The 19860-nt window shown below is 46.1% G+C and carries 23 protein-coding genes and 1 riboswitch; of the genes, 2 read left to right on the forward strand and 21 right to left on the reverse strand.

Annotated features, from left to right (window positions below):
• Positions 1-35: 35 nt before the first annotated feature.
• The 7 genes from veg to AAIH57_RS28215 form a co-directional block, all read right to left on the reverse strand.
• On the reverse strand, positions 36-311 hold the full coding sequence (gene veg, locus AAIH57_RS28185) for a biofilm formation stimulator Veg (protein ID WP_175394627.1): 276 nt from the start codon (positions 309-311) through the stop codon (positions 36-38).
• A gap of 153 nt (positions 312-464) precedes the next feature.
• Positions 465-1361: a sporulation peptidase YabG gene (gene yabG, locus AAIH57_RS28190; protein ID WP_175394628.1), complete on the reverse strand. Its 897-nt coding sequence runs from the start codon at positions 1359-1361 to the stop codon at positions 465-467.
• A gap of 61 nt (positions 1362-1422) precedes the next feature.
• Positions 1423-2325, reverse strand: coding sequence for a 16S rRNA (adenine(1518)-N(6)/adenine(1519)-N(6))-dimethyltransferase RsmA (gene rsmA / locus AAIH57_RS28195; protein ID WP_430023801.1), 903 nt, complete (start codon positions 2323-2325; stop codon positions 1423-1425).
• Positions 2326-2329: 4 nt separating this feature from the next.
• Entirely contained in the window at positions 2330-2875 is a 546-nt protein-coding gene (rnmV, locus tag AAIH57_RS28200) for a ribonuclease M5 (RefSeq protein WP_175394629.1), read from the reverse strand.
• Positions 2876-3027: 152 nt separating this feature from the next.
• Positions 3028-4212 (reverse strand): ubiquitin-like domain-containing protein, encoded by a 1185-nt coding sequence (locus tag AAIH57_RS28205; RefSeq protein ID WP_430023802.1) that lies wholly within the window; start codon positions 4210-4212, stop codon positions 3028-3030.
• Positions 4213-4484: 272 nt separating this feature from the next.
• A riboswitch (cyclic di-AMP (ydaO/yuaA leader) is annotated at positions 4485-4738 on the reverse strand.
• Between the two features lie 241 nt (positions 4739-4979).
• Entirely contained in the window at positions 4980-5750 is a 771-nt protein-coding gene (locus tag AAIH57_RS28210; protein WP_175394631.1) for a TatD family hydrolase, read from the reverse strand.
• 298 nt (positions 5751-6048) lie between these two features.
• Positions 6049-7326: an HD domain-containing protein gene (locus AAIH57_RS28215; RefSeq protein WP_430023803.1), complete on the reverse strand. Its 1278-nt coding sequence runs from the start codon at positions 7324-7326 to the stop codon at positions 6049-6051.
• 318 nt (positions 7327-7644) lie between these two features.
• Here AAIH57_RS28215 and AAIH57_RS28220 point away from each other — a divergent pair, with 318 nt between their 5' ends.
• Positions 7645-7899 carry an AbrB/MazE/SpoVT family DNA-binding domain-containing protein gene (locus AAIH57_RS28220; protein WP_024633700.1) on the forward strand — a complete coding sequence of 85 codons (255 nt, stop codon included), beginning with the start codon at positions 7645-7647 and terminating at the stop codon, positions 7897-7899.
• A gap of 278 nt (positions 7900-8177) precedes the next feature.
• On the opposite strand, the gene rsmI is transcribed toward AAIH57_RS28220, so the two are convergent.
• The 12 genes from rsmI to AAIH57_RS28280 all read right to left on the reverse strand — a co-directional run bounded on the left by rsmI (position 8178) and on the right by AAIH57_RS28280 (position 17561).
• Positions 8178-9059, reverse strand: a complete 882-nt coding sequence (gene rsmI, locus AAIH57_RS28225; RefSeq protein WP_430023804.1) for a 16S rRNA (cytidine(1402)-2'-O)-methyltransferase — start codon at positions 9057-9059, stop codon at positions 8178-8180.
• Positions 9060-9848: a tRNA1(Val) (adenine(37)-N6)-methyltransferase gene (locus AAIH57_RS28230; protein WP_430023805.1), complete on the reverse strand. Its 789-nt coding sequence runs from the start codon at positions 9846-9848 to the stop codon at positions 9060-9062. It abuts the gene before it with no gap.
• Positions 9849-9947: 99 nt separating this feature from the next.
• A complete protein-coding gene (yabA, locus tag AAIH57_RS28235; protein ID WP_175394635.1) occupies positions 9948-10316 on the reverse strand; it encodes a DNA replication initiation control protein YabA in 369 nt (122 codons plus the stop codon).
• A 28-nt stretch (positions 10317-10344) separates the two neighbouring features.
• Positions 10345-11145 carry a PSP1 domain-containing protein gene (locus tag AAIH57_RS28240; RefSeq protein WP_175394636.1) on the reverse strand — a complete coding sequence of 267 codons (801 nt, stop codon included), beginning with the start codon at positions 11143-11145 and terminating at the stop codon, positions 10345-10347.
• A gap of 108 nt (positions 11146-11253) precedes the next feature.
• The gene (gene holB, locus AAIH57_RS28245) at positions 11254-12225 is read right to left on the reverse strand and encodes a DNA polymerase III subunit delta' (RefSeq protein WP_430023806.1); all 972 of its coding nucleotides are present in this window, start codon (positions 12223-12225) and stop codon (positions 11254-11256) included.
• Between the two features lie 9 nt (positions 12226-12234).
• Entirely contained in the window at positions 12235-12678 is a 444-nt protein-coding gene (locus AAIH57_RS28250) for a YaaR family protein (protein WP_175394638.1), read from the reverse strand.
• Between the two features lie 289 nt (positions 12679-12967).
• Positions 12968-13297, reverse strand: a complete 330-nt coding sequence (locus AAIH57_RS28255) for a cyclic-di-AMP receptor (protein WP_017691391.1) — start codon at positions 13295-13297, stop codon at positions 12968-12970.
• A gap of 59 nt (positions 13298-13356) precedes the next feature.
• Positions 13357-14004, reverse strand: coding sequence for a dTMP kinase (gene tmk / locus AAIH57_RS28260; protein ID WP_175394639.1), 648 nt, complete (start codon positions 14002-14004; stop codon positions 13357-13359).
• Positions 14005-14231: 227 nt separating this feature from the next.
• Complete coding sequence (locus AAIH57_RS28265) at positions 14232-14924, reverse strand: LrgB family protein (protein WP_430023807.1); 693 nt, start codon at positions 14922-14924, stop codon at positions 14232-14234.
• The gene (locus AAIH57_RS28270) at positions 14894-15322 is read right to left on the reverse strand and encodes a CidA/LrgA family protein (protein WP_430023808.1); all 429 of its coding nucleotides are present in this window, start codon (positions 15320-15322) and stop codon (positions 14894-14896) included. The genes AAIH57_RS28265 and AAIH57_RS28270 overlap by 31 nt, the downstream gene beginning before the upstream one ends.
• A 95-nt stretch (positions 15323-15417) precedes the next feature.
• Positions 15418-17082 (reverse strand): aminotransferase class I/II-fold pyridoxal phosphate-dependent enzyme, encoded by a 1665-nt coding sequence (locus tag AAIH57_RS28275; protein WP_430023809.1) that lies wholly within the window; start codon positions 17080-17082, stop codon positions 15418-15420.
• 293 nt (positions 17083-17375) lie between these two features.
• Positions 17376-17561, reverse strand: a complete 186-nt coding sequence (locus AAIH57_RS28280; protein ID WP_095293335.1) for a sigma factor G inhibitor Gin — start codon at positions 17559-17561, stop codon at positions 17376-17378.
• 468 nt (positions 17562-18029) lie between these two features.
• On the opposite strand from AAIH57_RS28280, the gene AAIH57_RS28285 reads away from it, so the two are divergent.
• Entirely contained in the window at positions 18030-18554 is a 525-nt protein-coding gene (locus AAIH57_RS28285) for a hypothetical protein (RefSeq protein WP_413037693.1), read from the forward strand.
• 606 nt (positions 18555-19160) lie between these two features.
• Here the strand turns inward: AAIH57_RS28285 and AAIH57_RS28290 are convergent.
• Both AAIH57_RS28290 and AAIH57_RS28295 read right to left on the reverse strand, forming a co-directional pair.
• Positions 19161-19562 (reverse strand): hypothetical protein, encoded by a 402-nt coding sequence (locus AAIH57_RS28290; protein WP_175394649.1) that lies wholly within the window; start codon positions 19560-19562, stop codon positions 19161-19163.
• A gap of 113 nt (positions 19563-19675) precedes the next feature.
• The coding region (locus AAIH57_RS28295; RefSeq protein ID WP_430023810.1) for a hypothetical protein at positions 19676-19860 on the reverse strand (185 nt) is incomplete at its 5' end.

The following is a 19860-nucleotide window of genomic DNA, read 5'->3' on the forward strand; positions in this document are numbered from 1 at the left end:
TCCGCCATAAGAGCGGACCGCCTGTAAAACAATGCTTACGTCTCCATATAGGAGTTAGGCGTCTGGCTGCCTGGATCAAATACCATGACTTCCACCGACTCCGTAAGTATATCTGCATAACTGTAAGATACTCGCTTGAAGGTTTCTTGCTCCTCATCAAGCTTGACGATAAAAACAGAAGGGTACGTTTCTTCCAATACACCCGTACGCTCAATAGTCTTACGGCGGCCACCATTAGCCCGCAACATAATTTTTTGACCTATATGAGCATCGAGATTGCGTTTGATATCCAACAGCGTATTTTTAGCCATTGTCGACGACCACCTCTTTTCTTGTCCATTATACCTGAATTTACAGTCACTGTCAAATCAAAACTAAATATTATATCAGCATGGAAAAGTTGCTGTCAATGAATTTTTTTGCAAACAAAAAAAGCCCCGCATTGGGACTTTCATTGGTCGGCATCAAACTGCCGATGGGTTCACTTTTAGCGTGGATAAATCATTCAAACCAGGCAAACCAACGCGGTAGCTACCGCGTGTTTCGACACCACCGACTCCCTGGCTGCCACTAATGGTGTTATGCAGAATATCATTCATGTTCACCGTTTCCCTTACTGAAGTAAAGGCTGCCTTGGCGGCCACATATACCGGATCAAGTGCATGAATCAAAATACGGCCGGGTGAGCTCGCAAAGTTCGCACCTGCCCGCAGAAGGGCTTCAAAATGGGACTGACATGCACCTGCAACAATCGTGAGTGCATCCAGATGACGTTCATATTGCCTCGCCACCTGAATTGCGGCTACAAAATTTTGCGAATTTTTATAACTCCCGAGACTGTATAAGTCATAAGGCTGACGGGTCTTCAGCACCCCATCATGGCCCGTAATGACTACAATGTCAGGCCGCACCTTGGGGAGAAGACGATATAGCGTATCAGCCATAGCCGACTCATGTACATATTGCCCCTCTGCCGGGACACGGAGCTGTTCATAGAGATTCATGCTCTTCTTCAGATAATTTGGGTCCCCATCCAAATGCAGTACCTTGCCTGGCATTTCAAAATAAGCCGGCTCCCGCTGTACAGACCAATCCTGAGCCAGACCTTCGCGATTGCGTTCTGCCTGCTCCATTCTGTTTTGCTGCAGCCTTGACAGTGTTTGATGCGCCTTTACATGTGCCTGCCTGGTCTTGGCACTCTGTGGTTCGTAAGGAACCTGTATCAAATCATCCACCGGGGCGTCGGCAAGCAGCCGGAATTCGGTCCCTTTAATGACCGCACTATCCAACTGGAGGCCTTCCACCCGAAAAGTCACATCTCCGCCGTATGACTTCCGAACGACCAAGTCTCCGATATTCATAACATAATCACCTCTACCCCATCGTATGGGCAGGGACCCGGATTGGTTCATCCGAATTTATTTACAGGCCGGCACGGACGCCTGCTTCCCACATCACCGTGCTGAGGGTCGCATACTCCTGCAGACTGAGCGTCTCCCCGCGTCTGGATGGCTGTATGCCAGCCTGCTCCAGCAACTGGTCTGCCTGCTCCCGATTTTCCTTGGTGAAGAAGCGAGCTTTCAGGTTGTTCGAGATTGTTTTCCTCCGCTGGGCAAAAGAAGCTTGTACCACTTCAAAGAAATGCGCTTCATCTGGAACTTCGACAGGCGGCTGTTCCCGCACTTTGAGCTTGATGACCGCAGATTCCACATTAGGCTGCGGAATGAATACCGTTGGCGGCACAACGCAGACCAACTCCGGCACACTATAATACTGGACTGCAATGCTCAGACTGCCATAGTCCTTCGAGCCAGGTGCTGCTGCCATACGTTCCGCCACTTCCTTCTGAATCATGACGACAATACTGTCTACCGGCAGTTTCTCTTCCAGCAGCTTCATCATAATTGGAGTTGTCACATAATAGGGCAGGTTAGCTACAACACTCACTTTGTCTACACTGGCAAAGTCCGTACGGAAGAGCTCTGCCAAGTCCAGCTTCAGCACATCTCCGTGCTGCACTCTGACGTTAGAATAAGGTTCCATCACTTCGCCCAGGATCGGCAGTAAGCGCTGATCAATTTCCACAGCTGTTACAGGGCCGGCCACCCGAGCCAGCCGCTCTGTAAGTGCTCCAATACCCGGACCGATTTCCAGTGCGCCCTTGGACTCGTCCAGATCGGCTGCATTCACAATTTTATTCAATATATTCTGATCAATCAGAAAGTTCTGACCCAGACTTTTTTTGAATGAGAATCCATGTCTTTGAATAATCTCTTTCGTCCGCTTGGGTGTTGCAATTTCCAAAGTCTCGTCCATGCCTTTCATACGCTCACAATCCTTCACGTTCAATTTGCGATAATGCTGCAGAGAACTCTTCCCGAGTAATCTGGAATACACTCAGCCGCTTGTAAAACTGTTTGCCGTTACAATAGCCTATGCCCAGCAGATTCCCCATTTCCATGCGCCTTGCGGCTGCCTGTGGGTGTACGATCAGTCCTGCTGCAATCAAGTCCTCCCAATCGATCAGGCTCGGTGCACCTTCATACGAGGTATGGACACGAGCCAGTGCATGACGAATTGCCTCAGGCGAGGCGTTCTCGACCCCAATGTCTCCTTTGCGGGTTGCATCAGCCTCCGGAATGAAAGCATGTTTGCAGCCAGGGACCTTATTCGCAATGATTTTGCGAATCCGCTCACCTGCATGATCCGGATCGGTAAGTACAATCACGCCTCGTCTCTCCTGTGCAAGTGCAATTCGCTTCAGGATACGCTGGTTGATGGCAGATCCGCCAGTCTCTATTGTATCAGCCTCAACGGCTCTTCGGATGGCTACGGTATCGTCGCGGCCTTCTACCACGATGACTTCTTTTATCATGTTCCATTTCTTCCTTTCTAACGCAAAAAGAAGAGGAATATCCTCTTCTCTGCCAAACGGCGGCGAGCCTCTTCAGACTCCGCCGCCGCATATTCCGCATGAATCATTCATGCAACTATTTTATAGCATTCCCCATTCAAAGTAAAACGATTTTAGTTCGCTTCCGGCTTCACCGGACCAATTACATATACCGTTTTGCCTTTCTTACGTCCGAAATTCAGGGCATGCTTCACACTGTCATAATACACATCGATTTTGTTGCCTTTAATGGCACCGCCTGTATCTTCCGCACGACGGAAGCCGAGGCCTTCGATATACACCCACCAGCCAATCGGAATCACCTTTGGATCGACCGCAATGGTCCGTCCTTCGGTCACCCGGGTACCGGAAGCTGTTTTTGTACCAATGCCAGGCTCCTCAGAGGAGTAAGCAGTCATCGATACATTTTTAAGTACTTTGGAATATTTAAAAGAATTGCCTGAGACGGTAATCACTTTGCTGCCTGATGCAGCGGTTTTCTTCGAGTTCGTTGTTGCTGTTTTTTTGGTTGTGGAAGTTTGTGCCGATACCGTCTGAATCTCCGGCTCTTTCACAACAGGTTTGGCTTTGGTTCCGACAGCAATCACTTTATCGACACGATTGGTCGAGACCGACTTGCCCACCATCTTTTTGGAGACCAATTCTCCATCCTGAAACACCTTTTCGATATGCTGTACAAGTGTACCTTCTTTACCATTTACGATGACACGATTATCGCCTGTGTACAAGCTGGGGTCAGCCGTTTTGATCACTTTGTAGGCAATCGGCTGTTCCACATCCACTGTACGCTTTGTTACACGCACTACACGAATTTTCATATCTGCTTTGATTGGTGTTGTGAGCGAAGGATAGACTTTATCCTCACTGGCAACTTCAATTCCCGATTTCTGAATTGCATCTTCTACCGATGAATCGGTTGTATACAGAGTCTTGGTGTCTCCGTCTGCCGTAATGTTGACTGGAACGGCCCGCTCAATAACAATGCGGTCTCCATCTGCGATTGCTCCGTTCAAAGGCATCGATACCTCATCATGGGGGCTGACTGTGATTGACTGCTCCTCCAGCATTTCTTGAAGCATTCCTGTACGAGTCTCTACCGCTTGAGCTTTGCCATCAATAACCAGTGAAATTTGTTTTCCGGCTTGACCGTAAACGACTAACAAGATCATGATTGTAAGTGCGATTGAGAAAATAGCGATCAGTGCCATTTGACGCAAGTTCTCATGCTTCCACCGCAACGCGTAAGACTTACTGGATGATCGTGACTCATGGGTCTCTTCTGGTTGGAATGTGCCCACTTCTCCGTCCTCCTTCATAGCCTCGCCGTCTAAAGTAATGCATGATGTCTTTGACGCGACTATACCAAATTTTCTACAGAACACAGGTCGATATCTCATTGACCGGTTCTGCACCATGAACCGCTCTTCGCAACATGATGTCATCACCTGAATACTTACCGTATGACGACCCTATTTCTTTTATTCAAAAACAAAAAAGCCAAAGAAAGAGTGTAAGAGGAACTCTTTCGTGGCTTCCGAATGATTTTGAATATCGGAAATTCATGCACGAGGTTGCCTCTCTTTTTCCGCTTGCGAGGTTAGCTGTCGGGTTCGGGCGAAAGAGAGCCGCCCTATCTCCGGTCACCCGCTCATGGCGGATGCCCTTGAATTCACCCCGAGACCCAAAGAAGAAATCAAATAGCGCTTCGCAAATGCATTCACTGCTTTTGGGTCAGCGAACGATGCGCATCAGCTGCTTTCGCTGATGTTTAAGCCCTATTGGTTCCCCCGCTCTCCGTTAACGGAGACTCAGCGAGATCGGTTCATGAAAGTATTGTTGTGTCATCGGAAAGTGTCCCTTTGTTCATCCCCCGAACATCTGTCCAATTTTCCGCACAACAATTCACTGAAAAGATGATATCCTGTTTCGATGCATGTTGTAAAGCGTTGTTCAAGTACGTTTTTCTAAATATTTGGTTAAAATATTGTAATATTCTTCATTTATTTGGATCAAAAAGCAAATTCGCTCCGTCTACCTCTCTTTTTCACCGGTTTTGCTTCGTTTTTTAACGAATCCCAAATCGTTCCATGGCATTTTTGGTTGTTATTGCAGCAATTTCCTCTACCGAAATGCCTTTAATTTCCGCAGCTGCTTCTGCAACCAGACGTACATGCGCTGTTTCATTTCGTTTTCCACGATAAGGATGTGGTGTTAGATATGGGGAGTCTGTTTCGATAAAAAAACGGTCCATTGGCACCTTCGCCAGTACCTCTTTGGGCTGTTTCGCATTTTTGAACGTAATCGGCCCGCCAAAGGATAGATGAAACCCCAGATCCAGGCATAGTTTTGCTGTTTCCCAGCTTCCTGAGAAAGAGTGCATCACACCTCCGACTTCCCCGGCTTTCTCTTCGCGTAAAATTTTCACAATGTCCTCATGTGCATCCCGGTTATGAATGACAATCGGCATATTAAGCTCACGAGCTAGTCCGATCTGTTGTCTTAATACACGATGCTGTACATCCTTTGGTGAAGTGTCCCAATAATAATCCAGGCCAATCTCACCAATGGCAACTACTTTCTCATGTTTGCACAGAGACGCAATCCACTCGAGGTCACCGTCCTGCATCGTAATGGCATCCTGTGGGTGCCAGCCTACAGCAGCATATATAAAATCATACGTTTCGGCAAGTTTCATCGTAGAAGGAATGGTCTCCCGATTGAAACCGACATTGATCATGCGGCCAACCCCAGCATCCACTGCACGTTGTATCATCTCCTCGCGGTCCTCGTCGAATTGCGGTGCATCCAGGTGTGTATGTGTGTCGAATAACATCATGTTTATTTCTCCCTTCCTGTCGAATAACTGTTTATTGTCCCAAACAAATATTTAAAATCCGCAAATGTTGTTCTTCTCATTTGATTTTCTGGAAGTACCATATATGGACTACAAAAGCATAACTTTCTACTATATATAGGAGACTTCATAAGTCCAACATTTCAAAAAAAGTGTACATTACAAAATTATGTCGATCTACATATACTCTCCATTAAAGCAGATTACTGTATCATGAGAACATCTCTAATTAGAAACTCTTTCTCTCATAGCTAAATTGTAAAAAATTTGCACCTCATGATCATGAGAAATAGGGACGTATATGAGACGGCAGCTCTTGAATGATCGCATCCACCTTATTTTGTGGATAGTACAGATGATGCTTTCCACGATGTATTCCGCTGATTGAACGAACAATGTCTGACACCTCGGACAATTCATGTAACTTGTCTTGTCGATCAAGCAGCAAAATCTGTTTGTCTGTTGATTCATCCGGACGAAAAACATCATACGGAAGATCCGTCGGAAAATCAATTTCCAGATCATATTCAGGATTCAGACCTGCTTTGGCAAAGGCAGTCCGAATTTCTTCAATCGTCTCCACATCGATCTGTTCAACCTCTACATACTTATACAACCTGCGATCCATAAAACGTTCGCACAACTCACTCAGAACAGGGTCGTTTTCTTTGCGCCACTGCATGAATGCTGTCTGTACTAGTGCTTCATCCAATTGCAAATATTCATCAACTGAGAGTGTACCCTCAAAAAGCTGCGGCAATGGCTCAAGCATAAAGCGGAAATTGAAACCCTGCTTCACCAGCTCTTTGGTCCGCTTAAAAATTTGTCGTAAGATGATCTCGGAACTTCGGGTTACCGGATGGAAGTAGATCTGCCAATACATCTGATAGCGCGACATCAGATAATCTTCCACCGCATGCATTCCCGATTCCTTGACCACAATTCTTCCGTGATATGGACGAAGCATCCGCAGGATGCGGTCAAGGTCGATGGTTCCATAGTTCACACCTGTAAAATAAGCATCCCGCAGTAAATAGTCCATCCGATCTGCATCAAGTGGACTAGTGACCAGATTTACGACAATGGGCTGCTCATATGTTTTTTGAATAACAGAGGCTACCTTCTCTGGGAAATCGGGAGCATACCTTCTCAGGATCGCCCCAACCTCGGTATCACCCAGAATAATCCGGCAGGTCCAGTCTTCATGATTCATGTCGAAGGCTTCTTCGATGGAATGAGAGAACGGTCCATGGCCTAGATCATGCAACAAGGCTGCACAGAGGGCGACTGCTTTCTCCTCCTTAGGCCAATCGGAATAGTGACTTCTTTCAAATTGGGAGATGATCTTCCGTGTAATTTCATAAACACCAAGCGAGTGTGAGAATCGGCTGTGTTCTGCACCGTGAAAAGTCAGGTATGAAGTGCCCAACTGGCGAATCCGCCGCAATCGCTGAAACTCTGGTGTATTGATCAACTGCCATATAATCGGATCTTGCACATGAATATAATTATGTACCGGATCTTTAAACACTTTTTCTTCCGTTAATCGCTGTTCCATGTCGCTTCGCTCCCTTATATTTAATCTCTATTTGTCGCTTCCAGCCTTATTCCGCCCGATAATTCGACATAGAATGACGAATTTTGTCGAATAAAGCACTTTTAACGTTTTCCAAATCGACAAACCTGCCATTGATGTTTAAATGTGAAAAATCGCTCCCAATCCCTTACCACCCGTAATCTTATCAAAAACAGCCTTAATTTTAAGCTAATTTTAAGGTTGACTGTTTTGGGAATCGTTGGTATGATGAGTATCATAAAACATAAAATAATGTCGAATAATGACAATGATAGTTAGCTGAGAGGAGCACTGATTATAATGATGAAATCAACAGGTATTGTTAGAAAAGTAGATGAACTGGGACGGGTAGTTATTCCAATCGAATTGCGCCGTACACTGGGTATCGGTGAAAAAGATGCTCTGGAAATCTATGTTGACGGTGAGCGCATCATGTTGAAAAAATACGAGCCAGCTTGTATCTTCTGTGGCAACGCTGAGAACGTGACATACTTCAAAGGTAAAATTGTTTGTAACGAATGTATTTCCGAAATCCCTGCACCTGTGACAAAATAAAAAAAATCAGGTATAATGGACTTATTCAATTGTTAATTCTAACCTTTTTATATTCCTTACTTGCCTTCCCGGTGTGAACCCCACCGTTGGAAGGTCTTTTTTTTATTACCCCTATCCGACTCATCATGGAGCAGTTCACCTTAAATCGGAAAGCGGTGAAAAATTCAAAAAATATTTTGCACCGCCCTATGACATTTAATATTTCATTAAGCTTTCCAATAAGGTACTTTTCAGGTTATGTTCCCCTATTCAAGAGTTGTTTGGTGTAATCATAAGGATCAGATCAACGCATTATATACATCACGCTTTGTTAATCCACGGTCTGTCGCGGTTTTCTTCATTGCATCTTTACGGTTGAGCCCTTCATTCTCATAATGACTTACATGCGCCTCCAAGGACATTAATTGCCACCAAGCTTCACGTTCTGCCTTCCGCTCCTCCTCTTTGATGCCTTCCACAAGCAGACAGTACTCACCTAGTGGTGGATGTTCCTCCAGCCAGTCCATACATTCCCGTACACTGCCTCGTGCAAACTCCTCATGTCGCTTCGTCAGCTCTCGGGCCAGTACAACGGAACGATCGCCAAGAATCTCTTCCAGATACGCTAACGTTTTGCGAATGCGATGGGGAGACTCATAAAACAACAATGTACCATTGGATTCGTCAAAAGCCTCCAGCACTTTTCGCATATCCTTTTTCTCGCGCGGCAAAAAGCCGCCGAACGTGAAGCGTTCCGTCGGTAGTCCGGATACGATCAAGGCAGACAATGCTGCATTGGCACCAGGAATTGGAATGACCGTAATTCCGGCTTCTATAGCTAGTTGTACCAGATCAGAACCCGGGTCGGAAATGGCCGGCAAACCAGCATCACTGACCAGCGCCAGATTTTTTCCTTCTATTATATAGCGTATCAGTTCAGGACCACTTGCCCCCTTATTATGCTCGTGATAACTAAATAACATGGATGGTGTAATCTCATAATGGGTCAGCAGCTTTCGGGTTTGCCTTGTGTCCTCTGCAGCAATTATGTCGCAGCTCTGTAATGTCTTAATTGCTCGAAATGTCATATCATCCAGATTTCCAATCGGTGTCCCAACCAAATATAACTTCCCCATGCCATCATGTGCTTCAGCATAGCTTTTTTGAATGTGCAGTGTCATTTACGCTCCTCCTTTCGACATTGGTGTTGTATGTTGTGAGCCGTAATAAATATCCATAATCTCATCGCAATAGGTTCCCTCTTCATTGTAGACAATGAGTGGTGGAAGCATTCGTACTTCTGGTTTACCATCCTTCAAGGCTTCGATTAACACCATATTGGCTTCGAGGTGAGCACGTGGGTGCACCATTCGAATCCGCTTCGGCTCAAGCTTGTACTCTCTCATCAGAGAGATAATCTCACCCAAACGCTGTGGACGGTGAACCATGGATACTTTACCTCCATTACGTACCAGACGATTGCAGGCTTGAATGACTTCCTCCAATGTACAGCCTAACTCGTGACGGGCCATGGCTTGGTGTGTATTCATCTTGAGGTCACTTCCGTTCAGCGGCATATAAGGTGGATTCACTGTTATTGCATCGTACACAGCATGTCCTGTTTCTTTCACCAGTTCCCGCAGATCACCCTCATGAATGGTAATGGATTGATCCAGAGCATTCAGCTGTACACTTCTCCTTGCCATATCCGCCAGTCGGGGCTGGATCTCGATTCCTTCCAGTTTCGCCTGGGTACGCGTTGTCAGCAGAATGGGAACGACTCCATTCCCTGTACATAAATCGAGCACACGACCACGTTTCGGGACAGAAGCAAATCGAGCGAGCAATACCGCGTCCATGGAAAAACTGAATACTTCATCACTTTGGATAATTTTCAAATCATGAGAGAGCAGATCATCAATCCGTTCTGACTCATGTAAAACGACTTCACTAGCTTCATTAGCTGTCATATGGTACGTTCATCCTCCGGTACTCTATATCTCATCTTAGCTTTAGTTTAGGTTTGAAACCTTGAAAAAAAACCGTAGGGGCTCTTCCCTACGGTCACTTCATTTATTCAAAAAAGACAGGCAGAACAGGCAATCGCCTTCCGTCCGCAAATGTCCGTAATAGACATTGCAGATATGGAATCCTTCGTGATACAGCCGGGCCAGATTATCATATCCTTCACCTACCACATCTTCACCTGTCGCCGGACCTGCTGGTCTAGCGGCTGGAGCCAGTGCAGATGGGACAGGCAGATCTGCCGGAGCTTCACGCTTGAGCAGTTTGCGTAGCTGCTCATTTTCAATCGTAAGCCGCTGATTATCTTCAAGCAGCTCCTTCACAATCATTTTTAACTCTCCTAAATCACTGTGCAACTGACCCAATTGGGTTTCCATTTCGTGAATGTGCGTAAACAGATTTTTCTTTTCCAAGTTTCCACCCCGAAGCAACCTTTATGGTTTACTTGATAACGACGTCATCCAGCGGAAGTTCTTTGACTTTACTGATGTCGAACAGTTGAACATGGACTGTGCGATTACCGGCATTGATGCCGACAACTTTCCCTTCACCCAAAGAGGTGACGACCAACTTGCCTACAGCCGGCAGTTCTTCTCTCACACTTTCATAGTTATCATGCTCAAATTTCAGACAGCACATGAGTCTTCCGCACAACCCTGAAATTTTCGTCGGATTCAGTGACAGGCTCTGATCTTTAGCCATCTTGATTGATACCGGCTCAAAGTCTCCCAGCCAGGAAGAACAACATAACACACGGCCGCAAGGTCCGATCCCTCCAAGCATCTTGGCTTCATCCCGTACACCAATCTGCCGCAGCTCGATCCGTGTCCGGAAAATGCTTGCCAGATCCTTGACCAGCTCCCGGAAATCGACTCTTCCTTCAGCTGTAAAATAAAAAATGATCTTGTTGCGATCAAACGTAAATTCCACATCGACCAGCTTCATCTTGAGGCCATGGTCTTTGATTTTATTTAAACAAGTACCGAAAGCTTCTTTGGCTGCACGCTTGTTCTCATCCACCACACGGGCATCTGTATCTCCAGCAACCCGAATGACTTTTTTGAGCGGCAGCACCACATCGGACTCGCTTACTTCTTTCTTGCCAACAACTACCTTACCGTACTCTACCCCCCGCGCTGTCTCCACGATAACGCAGTTTTCTTTCTCAATGGGAAGGTCCAGGGGATCGAAGTAATAAATTTTGCCCGCTTTTTTGAAACGGACACCCACTACACTGTACAAAAAATTAACCCCCTTGTAAGCCAATCCCACTTCGTCTGAAGCCCTGTCTTCTTAGGGAACCCGCCGAAGTTATAACCGTTTGCATATGAATGGTGTCCTCTCCCAGCCTTATGCCAAACCGATCAAAAATTGCTCCAGACAAAGCTGGCCATTGACGTTGAAACGCAATTTTTTTCTGCATGCTGCGGCCAAATCCATATAGGAGACCCACTGCTCCGTGCTGCGAGTATGTGCCAATTGAGACAGCATGTCCAACTGATCTATAAAAACGATATGTTCATGCCTACCGTGCTGGACGTACAGCATATCCCTAAACCATAAATGGAATAGACTAAGCATAATATCCAGATGTTCTGAGAGTCCGGTTTTAAAAAGCTTCTGCTGTGCAGAGATCAATGATGTGCTCCCTCTACCCAGGGACTCCTTCCCTAATTGTAACATTACGTTTCTAATTTCTGCAAACCAATTCTGCTGGAGAATTTCTCTACATGATTCCAATCCTGACGCCAAATGAACTGCTGAACGTGCCAGATTGGCAGGGTATCCTTCCGCAATCAAAGCTTGCAGCATTTCTTCCGGATTCAGCGCGCTGAAAGGAACAAGCTGTGATCGTGAACGAATGGTCGGAAGCATTGCCTGTCCATTATCGGTAATCAGAATGCCCACCGCAGGCACCTGCGGTTCTTCCAGAAACTTCAGCAGGCTGTTAGCCGCCTGTACGGTCATTTTTTCTGCCTGTTCTATGATATAAACTTTGGGATGTCCAGCCTCTGAGCGATATGAAAAGATACGCTGCAGATCCCGAATCTGATCGATTTTAATGTTGTTTCCATCTGGGGCAAGCATCGTTAAATCAGGATGATTGCCATGCTCCACTTTACGGCACTCAAGACACTGTCCGCAGGCATCATCTTCAAGCTCAGTGCAGAATATGGCCTTGGCAAATGTGACGGCTGTCTTCAGCTGCCCGCTGCCGGATGGCCCGCTAAACAAATACGCATGGCTTATCGCCTGGCGTCTCAAACTACTCTGCAACATCTGCTTCGCCGCCTGCTGACCCATAATTTGTTGAAAGGACATACTTCCTCCTCAGAAGCTTAAATTAATAAGCATTCCCCGAATTTCCCCTACTTGTTGTAATAACGTGATTTTGCCCTCTTCCGTTTCCAGCAGTTCGTCTGCCATGGATAAAAGAGCTGAGTCGATTTCGTCTATTAACTTGTACCTTTTGCCTCTGCCCCGTCGGTCCCATCCTCTTGTCTCTTTCATGGATACACCGCGACGAACGGTTTCCTCCAGAAACCTTTTGACAAGCTGCTTGTATGCTTTCAGCTCACGAATCGTCATGGAACGTGCCAAGCGATCGCCCTGCATCTGGATTTCACTTAACCGGCGGTTAAGCTCCGCTTGTGAGGCCCGTTCGCCCTGGTGATTCATCATGTCAGAAAAACTTTTGGATTGGACCGGTTTGGAACTGGAATCAGTAGAATTGATTCCACTCTGCACCGGTCTGAATCCAGGATTGATTTTCATGGATATGCCCGCTTTCTATCATAGTAGGCCATCGACCATCAGCACAGTGCGCGCTGCGCCTGTGCGTGGAAGATGCCTTGTATAAGCTGTACGAAGCTCTATATATAATGGTAGAAAAACATTCCACCACTGACTTGCTTGATAGTCAACTTCCGCCCGAAAGGAACATCCACTGAAGGGACTGCTTCATTTCGGACGGAAAGCGCCGTTTCCTGATATCAAGAAGGACGCATATAAGCCACCAAGGACGCTAGAAAATCATTTCACATCATTCACGCAAAATGATTCATTAAAAGTGTTCAAAGCGATCTACTGGCAGAACAAACACGGTAGCTCCGCCGACTTGAACTTCAACAGGCAGCGGCAGGTAAGAGTCGGTCGTTCCACTCATTGGTGTGACCGGAGTCACGAGCTGTTCACGAACCTTACAGCTGCTGCGAATGACGTTCATTACAGACTCGACTTGACCATCATCGACACCGATCATAAACGTCGTGTTGCCTGCCTTCAAAAATCCACCGGTACTGGCCAATTTCGTTGCCCGGAAATTTGCTTTGACCAATGCACTGGATAATCGGTTGCTGTCTTTATCCTGTATAATCGCAACAATCAGTTTCATCCTGCATAACCTCCTTTAGAATAAGCACTTAAGAAATGCCCTGTCTATATATTAGACAATTACTCGCCAAAATCCTTCAAAATCCCTGTCTCCAGCGACAAAATCAATGCTGCTGCGACTTCATCCGGCCGCTTGGAAGCATCAATGACCTGAATTCGTTCCGGAAACTGTTCCTTCAACAGGAAATACCCTTCCCGAACCTTACGGTGAAATTCAAGACTTTCCAGGTCCAGACGGTTTACCTCACGTCCATCATGGGCATCAATACGTGCAAGACCTGCTTCCGGCTCGATGTCCAGATACAGTGTAACATCAGGCATAAGCTCACCTATGGCAAACCGATTAATGGCCCACACATTCTCAATCCCGAGTCCACGTGCATAACCTTGATAAGCCAGGCTGCTGTCAACAAAGCGGTCACAGATGACCGTCTTTCCCTCCTTCAGCGCAGGCTCCACCTTCTCCGCCAGGTGCTGGCTGCGTGCAGCTGCATAGAGCAGTGCTTCGGTACGAGCATCCATTGCCGTATGAAGAGGGTCAAGAATGATTGCACGTATTTTCTCTGCGATCTCAATTCCGCCAGGTTCACGGGTAACTACGTAAGGTATACCCTGTTCCTCAAAGTAAGAACCCAATTGGCTGATCATCGTCGTTTTGCCGGATCCCTCTCCCCCTTCCAGCGTAATGAATTTACCTCTGCCCTGCATATGCTTCCCTGCTTTCTATGTCGATAATTGCATCTTCCATGCTGCGAAAATTATATGACTTTGATCTTTCTACTCCAGATTATGAAATTACATGCCCAGAGGTGTATATGTTCATGATCATGGGTAAAGTAGTTTAGCCTGTTGTACAAGCTTCTACTATAATACTATACATGATCAGGCGTTAGCGGTCAGCTATTCCACCAATATTTTCAATAGAGGGAGCCTGATCAACCGTAGATCATCAAGACCCATAACGGGAGGAACAATGATCCGGCTATGGCACTGACAATCATGGATACAGAGCTCAATGCTACAGCATTCTCCCCATATTCGAAGGATCTGGCCATGCCAAGTGCATGAGAGGCCGAGCCAAGTCCAATCCCATAAGCATTATTGCTGTTTACTCTGGCCCATTTCAAAATCATCGGCCCAAGTAATATCCCCGAAAAGCCGGCAATCATCACAAACAAGGATGTAAAGGAAGCATTTCCTCCTGCCTGATCTGCCAACTGGATGGCAACAGGGGTAGTGACTGACTTCGGCAATAAAGCAATCACAATATCTTTGGGATAACCAAGCAGCAGAGCTGCTGATGCTCCGGTAAACATGCCTGCAAAACTGCCTCCAAGCGTGCCACCCAGGATAGGAATGACATTCCGCTTCAACACATCCATATGCTTGGATAAGGGAAAGGCTAATGAAACGACTGCAGGGCCCAGAAGATCCTGTATCCACTTTCCGCCGAGCATGTAGGTCTCCAGCTTGATTCCCGCTAACAGCAGGATTACCACAATGACTGCTGTTGACGTTAATACAGGCATAAGAATAGGCCATTTCACTTGTTTGTATAAATGAGTCGCTGGAATATATAAGACCAGTGTTAGAGCAATCATTCCCATTCCGATGATGAATGTTGACATGGGTTCGCCTCCTTCTTGCCTTGATGCGATGATTTCCACGCCATAAGCCACTCACTGATTTTTGCAGACAACAGACTGGTTACTAATGTACTGAGGATCAACCCCAGCACTAGCAGGATTGTATTAGCAGTAAAGAAATCAAAATGATTAATGATGCCCACCGTAGGCGGGATAAACAATAATTGCAGATGGGACTGGAGCCAGGATGAACCTTCATCTCCCCAGCTAATCCTGATCCACCCCAGTTGAATGACGATGAATAAAAGCAGCATACCAACAATGCTTCCTGTTAATGGTAGATGCAGTATAGATTGCACCCAGGTTCCTATCCAATAAAAGCCATACATCAGCATGACTTGCAGGATTATTCCTGTATATTTTTTTAACGGAATATCCAACGTTAATTCCCTTCTTTCTTATGTCCAGAACACATGCTGTCTTCAATAGTATAAATGAATACCGCTATCTCATTTCAGGTCAAAATTAGCCTGAGTTAGTTGTTAATGATCTTCAAAGACCGAAGAGTAACATCGGCTGCACCATGAAATTTTGCACCTTCATCTCTCAGAAGCTGGATACGTGCTATCACGGGTTCACTTATTTTCTCCCCGGCATAAATAAGAGGAATTCCTGGAGGATACGGAATAATCATCTCAGCCGATCGATAACCTGCACAGTCTTCAAGGGCAACTTCTGTCGTGTCTTTATCCAGAACAGGCTGCAGTGAGAATGGAATCGGCTCCGAAAAGGTAACAAGTGCGCCATGTTGAAAATTGTTCCACGTGGAAATATAGTGCACCCCATTCGTTGTAGCCTGCCCCAATGGCTCAGTCTGTAATTGACTCTGTCCATTAGCTCGGCTTATATGTCCTAGTGCCTGTAACAGATGCTCGGCGTCTTGCATCGTCGAGCCAAGACTGAAGAGCAGGACGACGTATCGTTCGTCGCTCATCTCGGGCACGCAGCCATGTGCTTCCAGCTGTTGCTGCAGCCCATAACCGCTCAGTACCCCTGCCCCGTCATATATGACGACTTTGAAAGGGTCCTGAGCGGTGTAGCCCGCGCCAGATGGCATTGCTGGCGCGGGCAGGGTTGATGGCCGCCCCGATGCGTCGGCGGCCCCGTTATCGCCAGCAGCCGGCTTTGCCTCGGCTGGCGGCTCCTGCTGCAGCGCCTGTGCAGGCTGCAGCAGCTGAAAGCGCGGCAGCTCTGCAAGGCCGCGCTTGAAGGCGTCCACGGCGGCAAGCCCCGCCGTGAAGGTGTCGGCGCCCTGCACATGCAGCAGACGGCGCGCAAGATCAAGCGAAGCCATCACTGGGTATGATGGGCTTGAGCTCTGCACCATGGCCAGGCGCTGACGCAGCAGGGACCGATTCAATCGTGGTCCCTGGACGTGCAGCATGGCTCCCATGGTGAAGGCAGACAGCATCTTATGGGTCGACTGCACCACACCGTCAGCTCCGCAGGACAGTGCTGAGGCAGGCAGCTCCGGATGCTGCCCATAATGCGCGCCATGCGCTTCATCCACGAGCAGTGGCATGCCAGCAGCGTGGCATATCTCGGCTACGGGCGTCAGATCAGCGCCCATGCCGTAATAGTTCGGCAAAGTGGCAAGTACCCCCTTTGCCTCAGGATATGCCTGGACAGCAGCCTCAACCGTCTCCACCGACGGCATAACGGCAAGTCCACTCACAGGATCAACCCATGGCTCCAGAAATACAGCTCTGGCGCCAGCCAACATCAGCCCATGGATGACAGACTTATGTACATTGCGCTGTACCAGTACAATACTATTGGGCTCATCACAGACCGTAAGCAGCACAGCCAAATTACCCGCCGTACTTCCCCCCACAAGAAAAAAGCTCTCTTCAGCCCCAAAACAATCCGCCGCGAGCTGTTGAGCTTCCAGAATAACCCCCTCGGGATGGTGTAGATCATCTGTACCCGAAATCTCCGTTACATCCATCTGCATCATTTCCAGGAATGCCGTTGTTGGAACGACTTCAGACATCCCAGACGGCCCCCTATTTGCTTTTTCGATCAAATCTCTATAGACTTGTCCATTCTTATGTCCAGGGACATGAAAGGAACGATTCCCCGACTCCTGGTAAGTGAGCAATGCCTCGTACAAAGGAGCCTGATATGATTTATTTTTCATAGAATAACCTTCCTGTTACTCGTTAAATTTGGGTACAAGTTACTTCATAATCTTCCTATAATAAGGGACCACTACTGAGCCCGCCTTCTCTTGTTCCGACAATCAAGTAAAAGTCCTGCTTAGACTCTTCTTCTCTTTTTTCTTCTCTCCGTCATTCTTTATTATATCAGCCTTTTTGCTGAATCCACTGCTCTTCTCTCCTCCCTGTCCTTCATTTCTCCGTACAAAACAGAAAAAGGCCCCACGGGCCTCTAGATACACCTACATCAATGGATGTCTTGGTTAGTTTGTCATTATGCGTTTTTTTGCACCCAAATTTGTTTCATTTGGTGTATAAAATAATTGTATTTGGCATCCTGTGCATCGGTATGAACCATCTCTGCTTCGCAAGCATCGCATATAAATTCAGATACAATAAAAATGCCTTCTCTTTTTTTCTGTTCGCAGATAATGCATGTGTGTTCGGTGTGTTCTTCCATCAACCATCCCACCTTGTTTTACGTTTACTATCAGTATTGCACAGTTTCTATTATTTTAAACCTTTTCATAGTGCTTTCTTTCTATAAAACATATATATTCGTTCACCGTGCATTGGGTGTCTGTACCGATTCGAAAGTTCAACAAATCGCCTATCGCTCGTACTTTTCTGAATTCAGCCTGGTTTCCATTACGATATCCTGCCTCCTGTATGCCACACCTTCACCCCTACTGAAAACTTATATTCTATAATCTTAAAAAAACTTTGATTTTCAGCCGATATATAATACAACAGAACCTGACAGCCAAGGAGCCCAAAGGTATACTTGTATAAGTTTCTTCTCCATGCTTGTACAATAACCTTATAGCGCTTCCAGGGTTCATATCGTATATGGATCATTTACAAAATAAACATGCAAAAGGTATACGTCCAACAAGAACGTGATCCCAGAAGGAGGATTTGTAATCGTATGACCGCCGAACCGGAGAATAAAGCTACATTTTATCAGTACCGGCTTCTGAAAAAAAAGGCTATTGCCCGCAGCGTTATCTACAGCTACCTGTGCTTGCCTATCATTATGCTTTTCTTTAACTTACTGGCATTCTCCTGGACTGGCCTCTTCTTTTTCCTGCTGGCAGGGCCGATCACCCTTTGGATTCATTATGTCATTGCCAGAACCATATTGCTTCTGGTCCGCACCTCTTATGCAAAACGCTGGCGGTGGAACTTCCATATGCCTTGGTTAGGATACATACCGGATCAGCATTTCAGCTATCGTATGTTTGTCAGGGTACATTTGAATATGAGCTGGATTGGATTATGCATCATTACCGTTTGTCTGATATGGTCGCCCCTGTCCTTCACGCTTTCACTGATCTTCTGGCATCTGTGGCTGCTCTTCCCCCGTCTGTATGTTGTCATGATCCTCTCACGTGAACGCAAAGACGGATTAATCAAATTAAATGAACAAGACGTTTCGTACTATCTTCAATAAAAGCCTTAACCTCATGTGTCAAAAATAACAATATGTAAATATGCAATACATACACCATATAACTCTACTTCGTCTTTAAGTGTATTTCCTGGCTTTCGTATAACCATGAACTACCTACATGCATCAAATTGATAAAGGTTATCCACAGTGGATAACCTTTATTTATTCTATATGCTCTTCCCTTTATCCACAGCGTGGGTACAAGCTACGAAGGTTATCCCCACTTTTTCATACCATGTCTTCTCCCATTAATTTATTGATAGGACATTTATTCGGACAAAAACTTAGCTTTAGAGGCTCAGCATACTGCAGATCTTCACTTCTCACTCATATCACAGTGCATTTCTTCTGGATTCATTCCACGTCTTTGACCAACAAAAGAAGTACCTACACCCTCAGAGAAGCAGCCTAATACGCCTTCACTATCTCACCAAAGCATCTACATGCTATCAGAGCATCTACGCAGCAAACCTCTACATTCCCCGTTTCCATACTTCTGCATATACCCTATTTACATATCTGAGCTCAACATAAAAAAGTCCCCGCTTGAATACGGGAACTTGTATAGTCTGAACATTACAATGTTACAATTCAAACCGAAAAATCTTACTCATCGTCATCATCCAGGGATTTCACTGTTGTTGTCGCAGTATCATTTTTAGGTACCATAAGCGTAAAGAATCCATCATGTACAGCTAAATGTACAATATGTCCCTCTTTAGCAAACACATGAAGAGAGTTTGAGGTATTGGATGTACTCTTGGCTTGTTTCTCCGTCCAGCCCCAGCTTTTGATCTCGTCTAGATATACTTCAGGCAAGCTGGTGCTCTCACTAATACCAGACAATGTATATCGAACATAATCCATATCCGAGTTGTTTTCGGATTGGTCAGATTTATTCGCTACTTTCGGTACAGGGAAACTCTTCTCGTTTACCGCGCCTTCATATGAAGTCCATGAAGGTCCTGTATCACCGCATCCTGTAAGCACACCCAAGATGCAGATCATTAGAAATGAATACAGCCCAAGTCTCCGCCAACTTAACACACACACCCTCCTTTTCACAGCTGCACATTCCAGCTCTGTGGTCAGGTACTTTTAGCATATTTAACATAGTCCTATTATACTGATTTCCTACTTGCTTTCTGTAACAATACTGTTACCTTCTTTTGATGCTTGTATCCCCACTGCTTCTGTCCTATAAACAAATAAAAACCACCACCGAATATCATCGGCAGTGGTTCTTTGCTTGGCAACGTCCTACTCTCCCAGGACCCTTCGGTCCAAGTACCATCGGCGCTAGAGG

Source organism: Paenibacillus sp. MABNR03 (assembly GCF_050455445.1).
In the GTDB taxonomy this organism is placed as follows: Bacteria; Bacillota; Bacilli; order Paenibacillales; family Paenibacillaceae; genus Paenibacillus; species Paenibacillus xylanilyticus.

What these genes read in the sequence shown, in the direction of transcription:
- AAIH57_RS28210 (WP_175394631.1), bottom strand. Translation starts at nt 5,750, where the DNA reads ATGATGTTATTCGACACACATACACACCTGGATGCACCGCAATTCGAC.
- AAIH57_RS28290 (WP_175394649.1), bottom strand. Translation starts at nt 19,562, where the DNA reads ATGATCTGCATCTTGGGTGTGCTTACAGGATGCGGTGATACAGGACCT.
- yabG (WP_175394628.1), bottom strand. Translation starts at nt 1,361, where the DNA reads ATGAATATCGGAGACTTGGTCGTTCGGAAGTCATACGGCGGAGATGTG.
- rnmV (WP_175394629.1), bottom strand. Translation starts at nt 2,875, where the DNA reads ATGATAAAAGAAGTCATCGTGGTAGAAGGCCGCGACGATACCGTAGCC.
- tmk (WP_175394639.1), bottom strand. Translation starts at nt 14,004, where the DNA reads ATGCAGGGCAGAGGTAAATTCATTACGCTGGAAGGGGGAGAGGGATCC.
- rsmI (WP_430023804.1), bottom strand. Translation starts at nt 9,059, where the DNA reads ATGACACTGCACATTCAAAAAAGCTATGCTGAAGCACATGATGGCATG.
- veg (WP_175394627.1), bottom strand. Translation starts at nt 311, where the DNA reads ATGGCTAAAAATACGCTGTTGGATATCAAACGCAATCTCGATGCTCAT.
- rsmA (WP_430023801.1), bottom strand. Translation starts at nt 2,325, where the DNA reads ATGAAAGGCATGGACGAGACTTTGGAAATTGCAACACCCAAGCGGACG.
- holB (WP_430023806.1), bottom strand. Translation starts at nt 12,225, where the DNA reads ATGTCCTTTCAACAAATTATGGGTCAGCAGGCGGCGAAGCAGATGTTG.
- AAIH57_RS28250 (WP_175394638.1), bottom strand. Translation starts at nt 12,678, where the DNA reads ATGAAAATCAATCCTGGATTCAGACCGGTGCAGAGTGGAATCAATTCT.
- AAIH57_RS28215 (WP_430023803.1), bottom strand. Translation starts at nt 7,326, where the DNA reads ATGGAACAGCGATTAACGGAAGAAAAAGTGTTTAAAGATCCGGTACAT.
- AAIH57_RS28285 (WP_413037693.1), top strand. Translation starts at nt 18,030, where the DNA reads ATGACCGCCGAACCGGAGAATAAAGCTACATTTTATCAGTACCGGCTT.
- AAIH57_RS28275 (WP_430023809.1), bottom strand. Translation starts at nt 17,082, where the DNA reads ATGAAAAATAAATCATATCAGGCTCCTTTGTACGAGGCATTGCTCACT.
- AAIH57_RS28265 (WP_430023807.1), bottom strand. Translation starts at nt 14,924, where the DNA reads ATGTCAACATTCATCATCGGAATGGGAATGATTGCTCTAACACTGGTC.
- AAIH57_RS28220 (WP_024633700.1), top strand. Translation starts at nt 7,645, where the DNA reads ATGATGAAATCAACAGGTATTGTTAGAAAAGTAGATGAACTGGGACGG.
- AAIH57_RS28230 (WP_430023805.1), bottom strand. Translation starts at nt 9,848, where the DNA reads ATGACAGCTAATGAAGCTAGTGAAGTCGTTTTACATGAGTCAGAACGG.
- AAIH57_RS28280 (WP_095293335.1), bottom strand. Translation starts at nt 17,561, where the DNA reads ATGGAAGAACACACCGAACACACATGCATTATCTGCGAACAGAAAAAA.
- AAIH57_RS28255 (WP_017691391.1), bottom strand. Translation starts at nt 13,297, where the DNA reads ATGAAACTGATTGTTGCGATTATACAGGATAAAGACAGCAACCGATTA.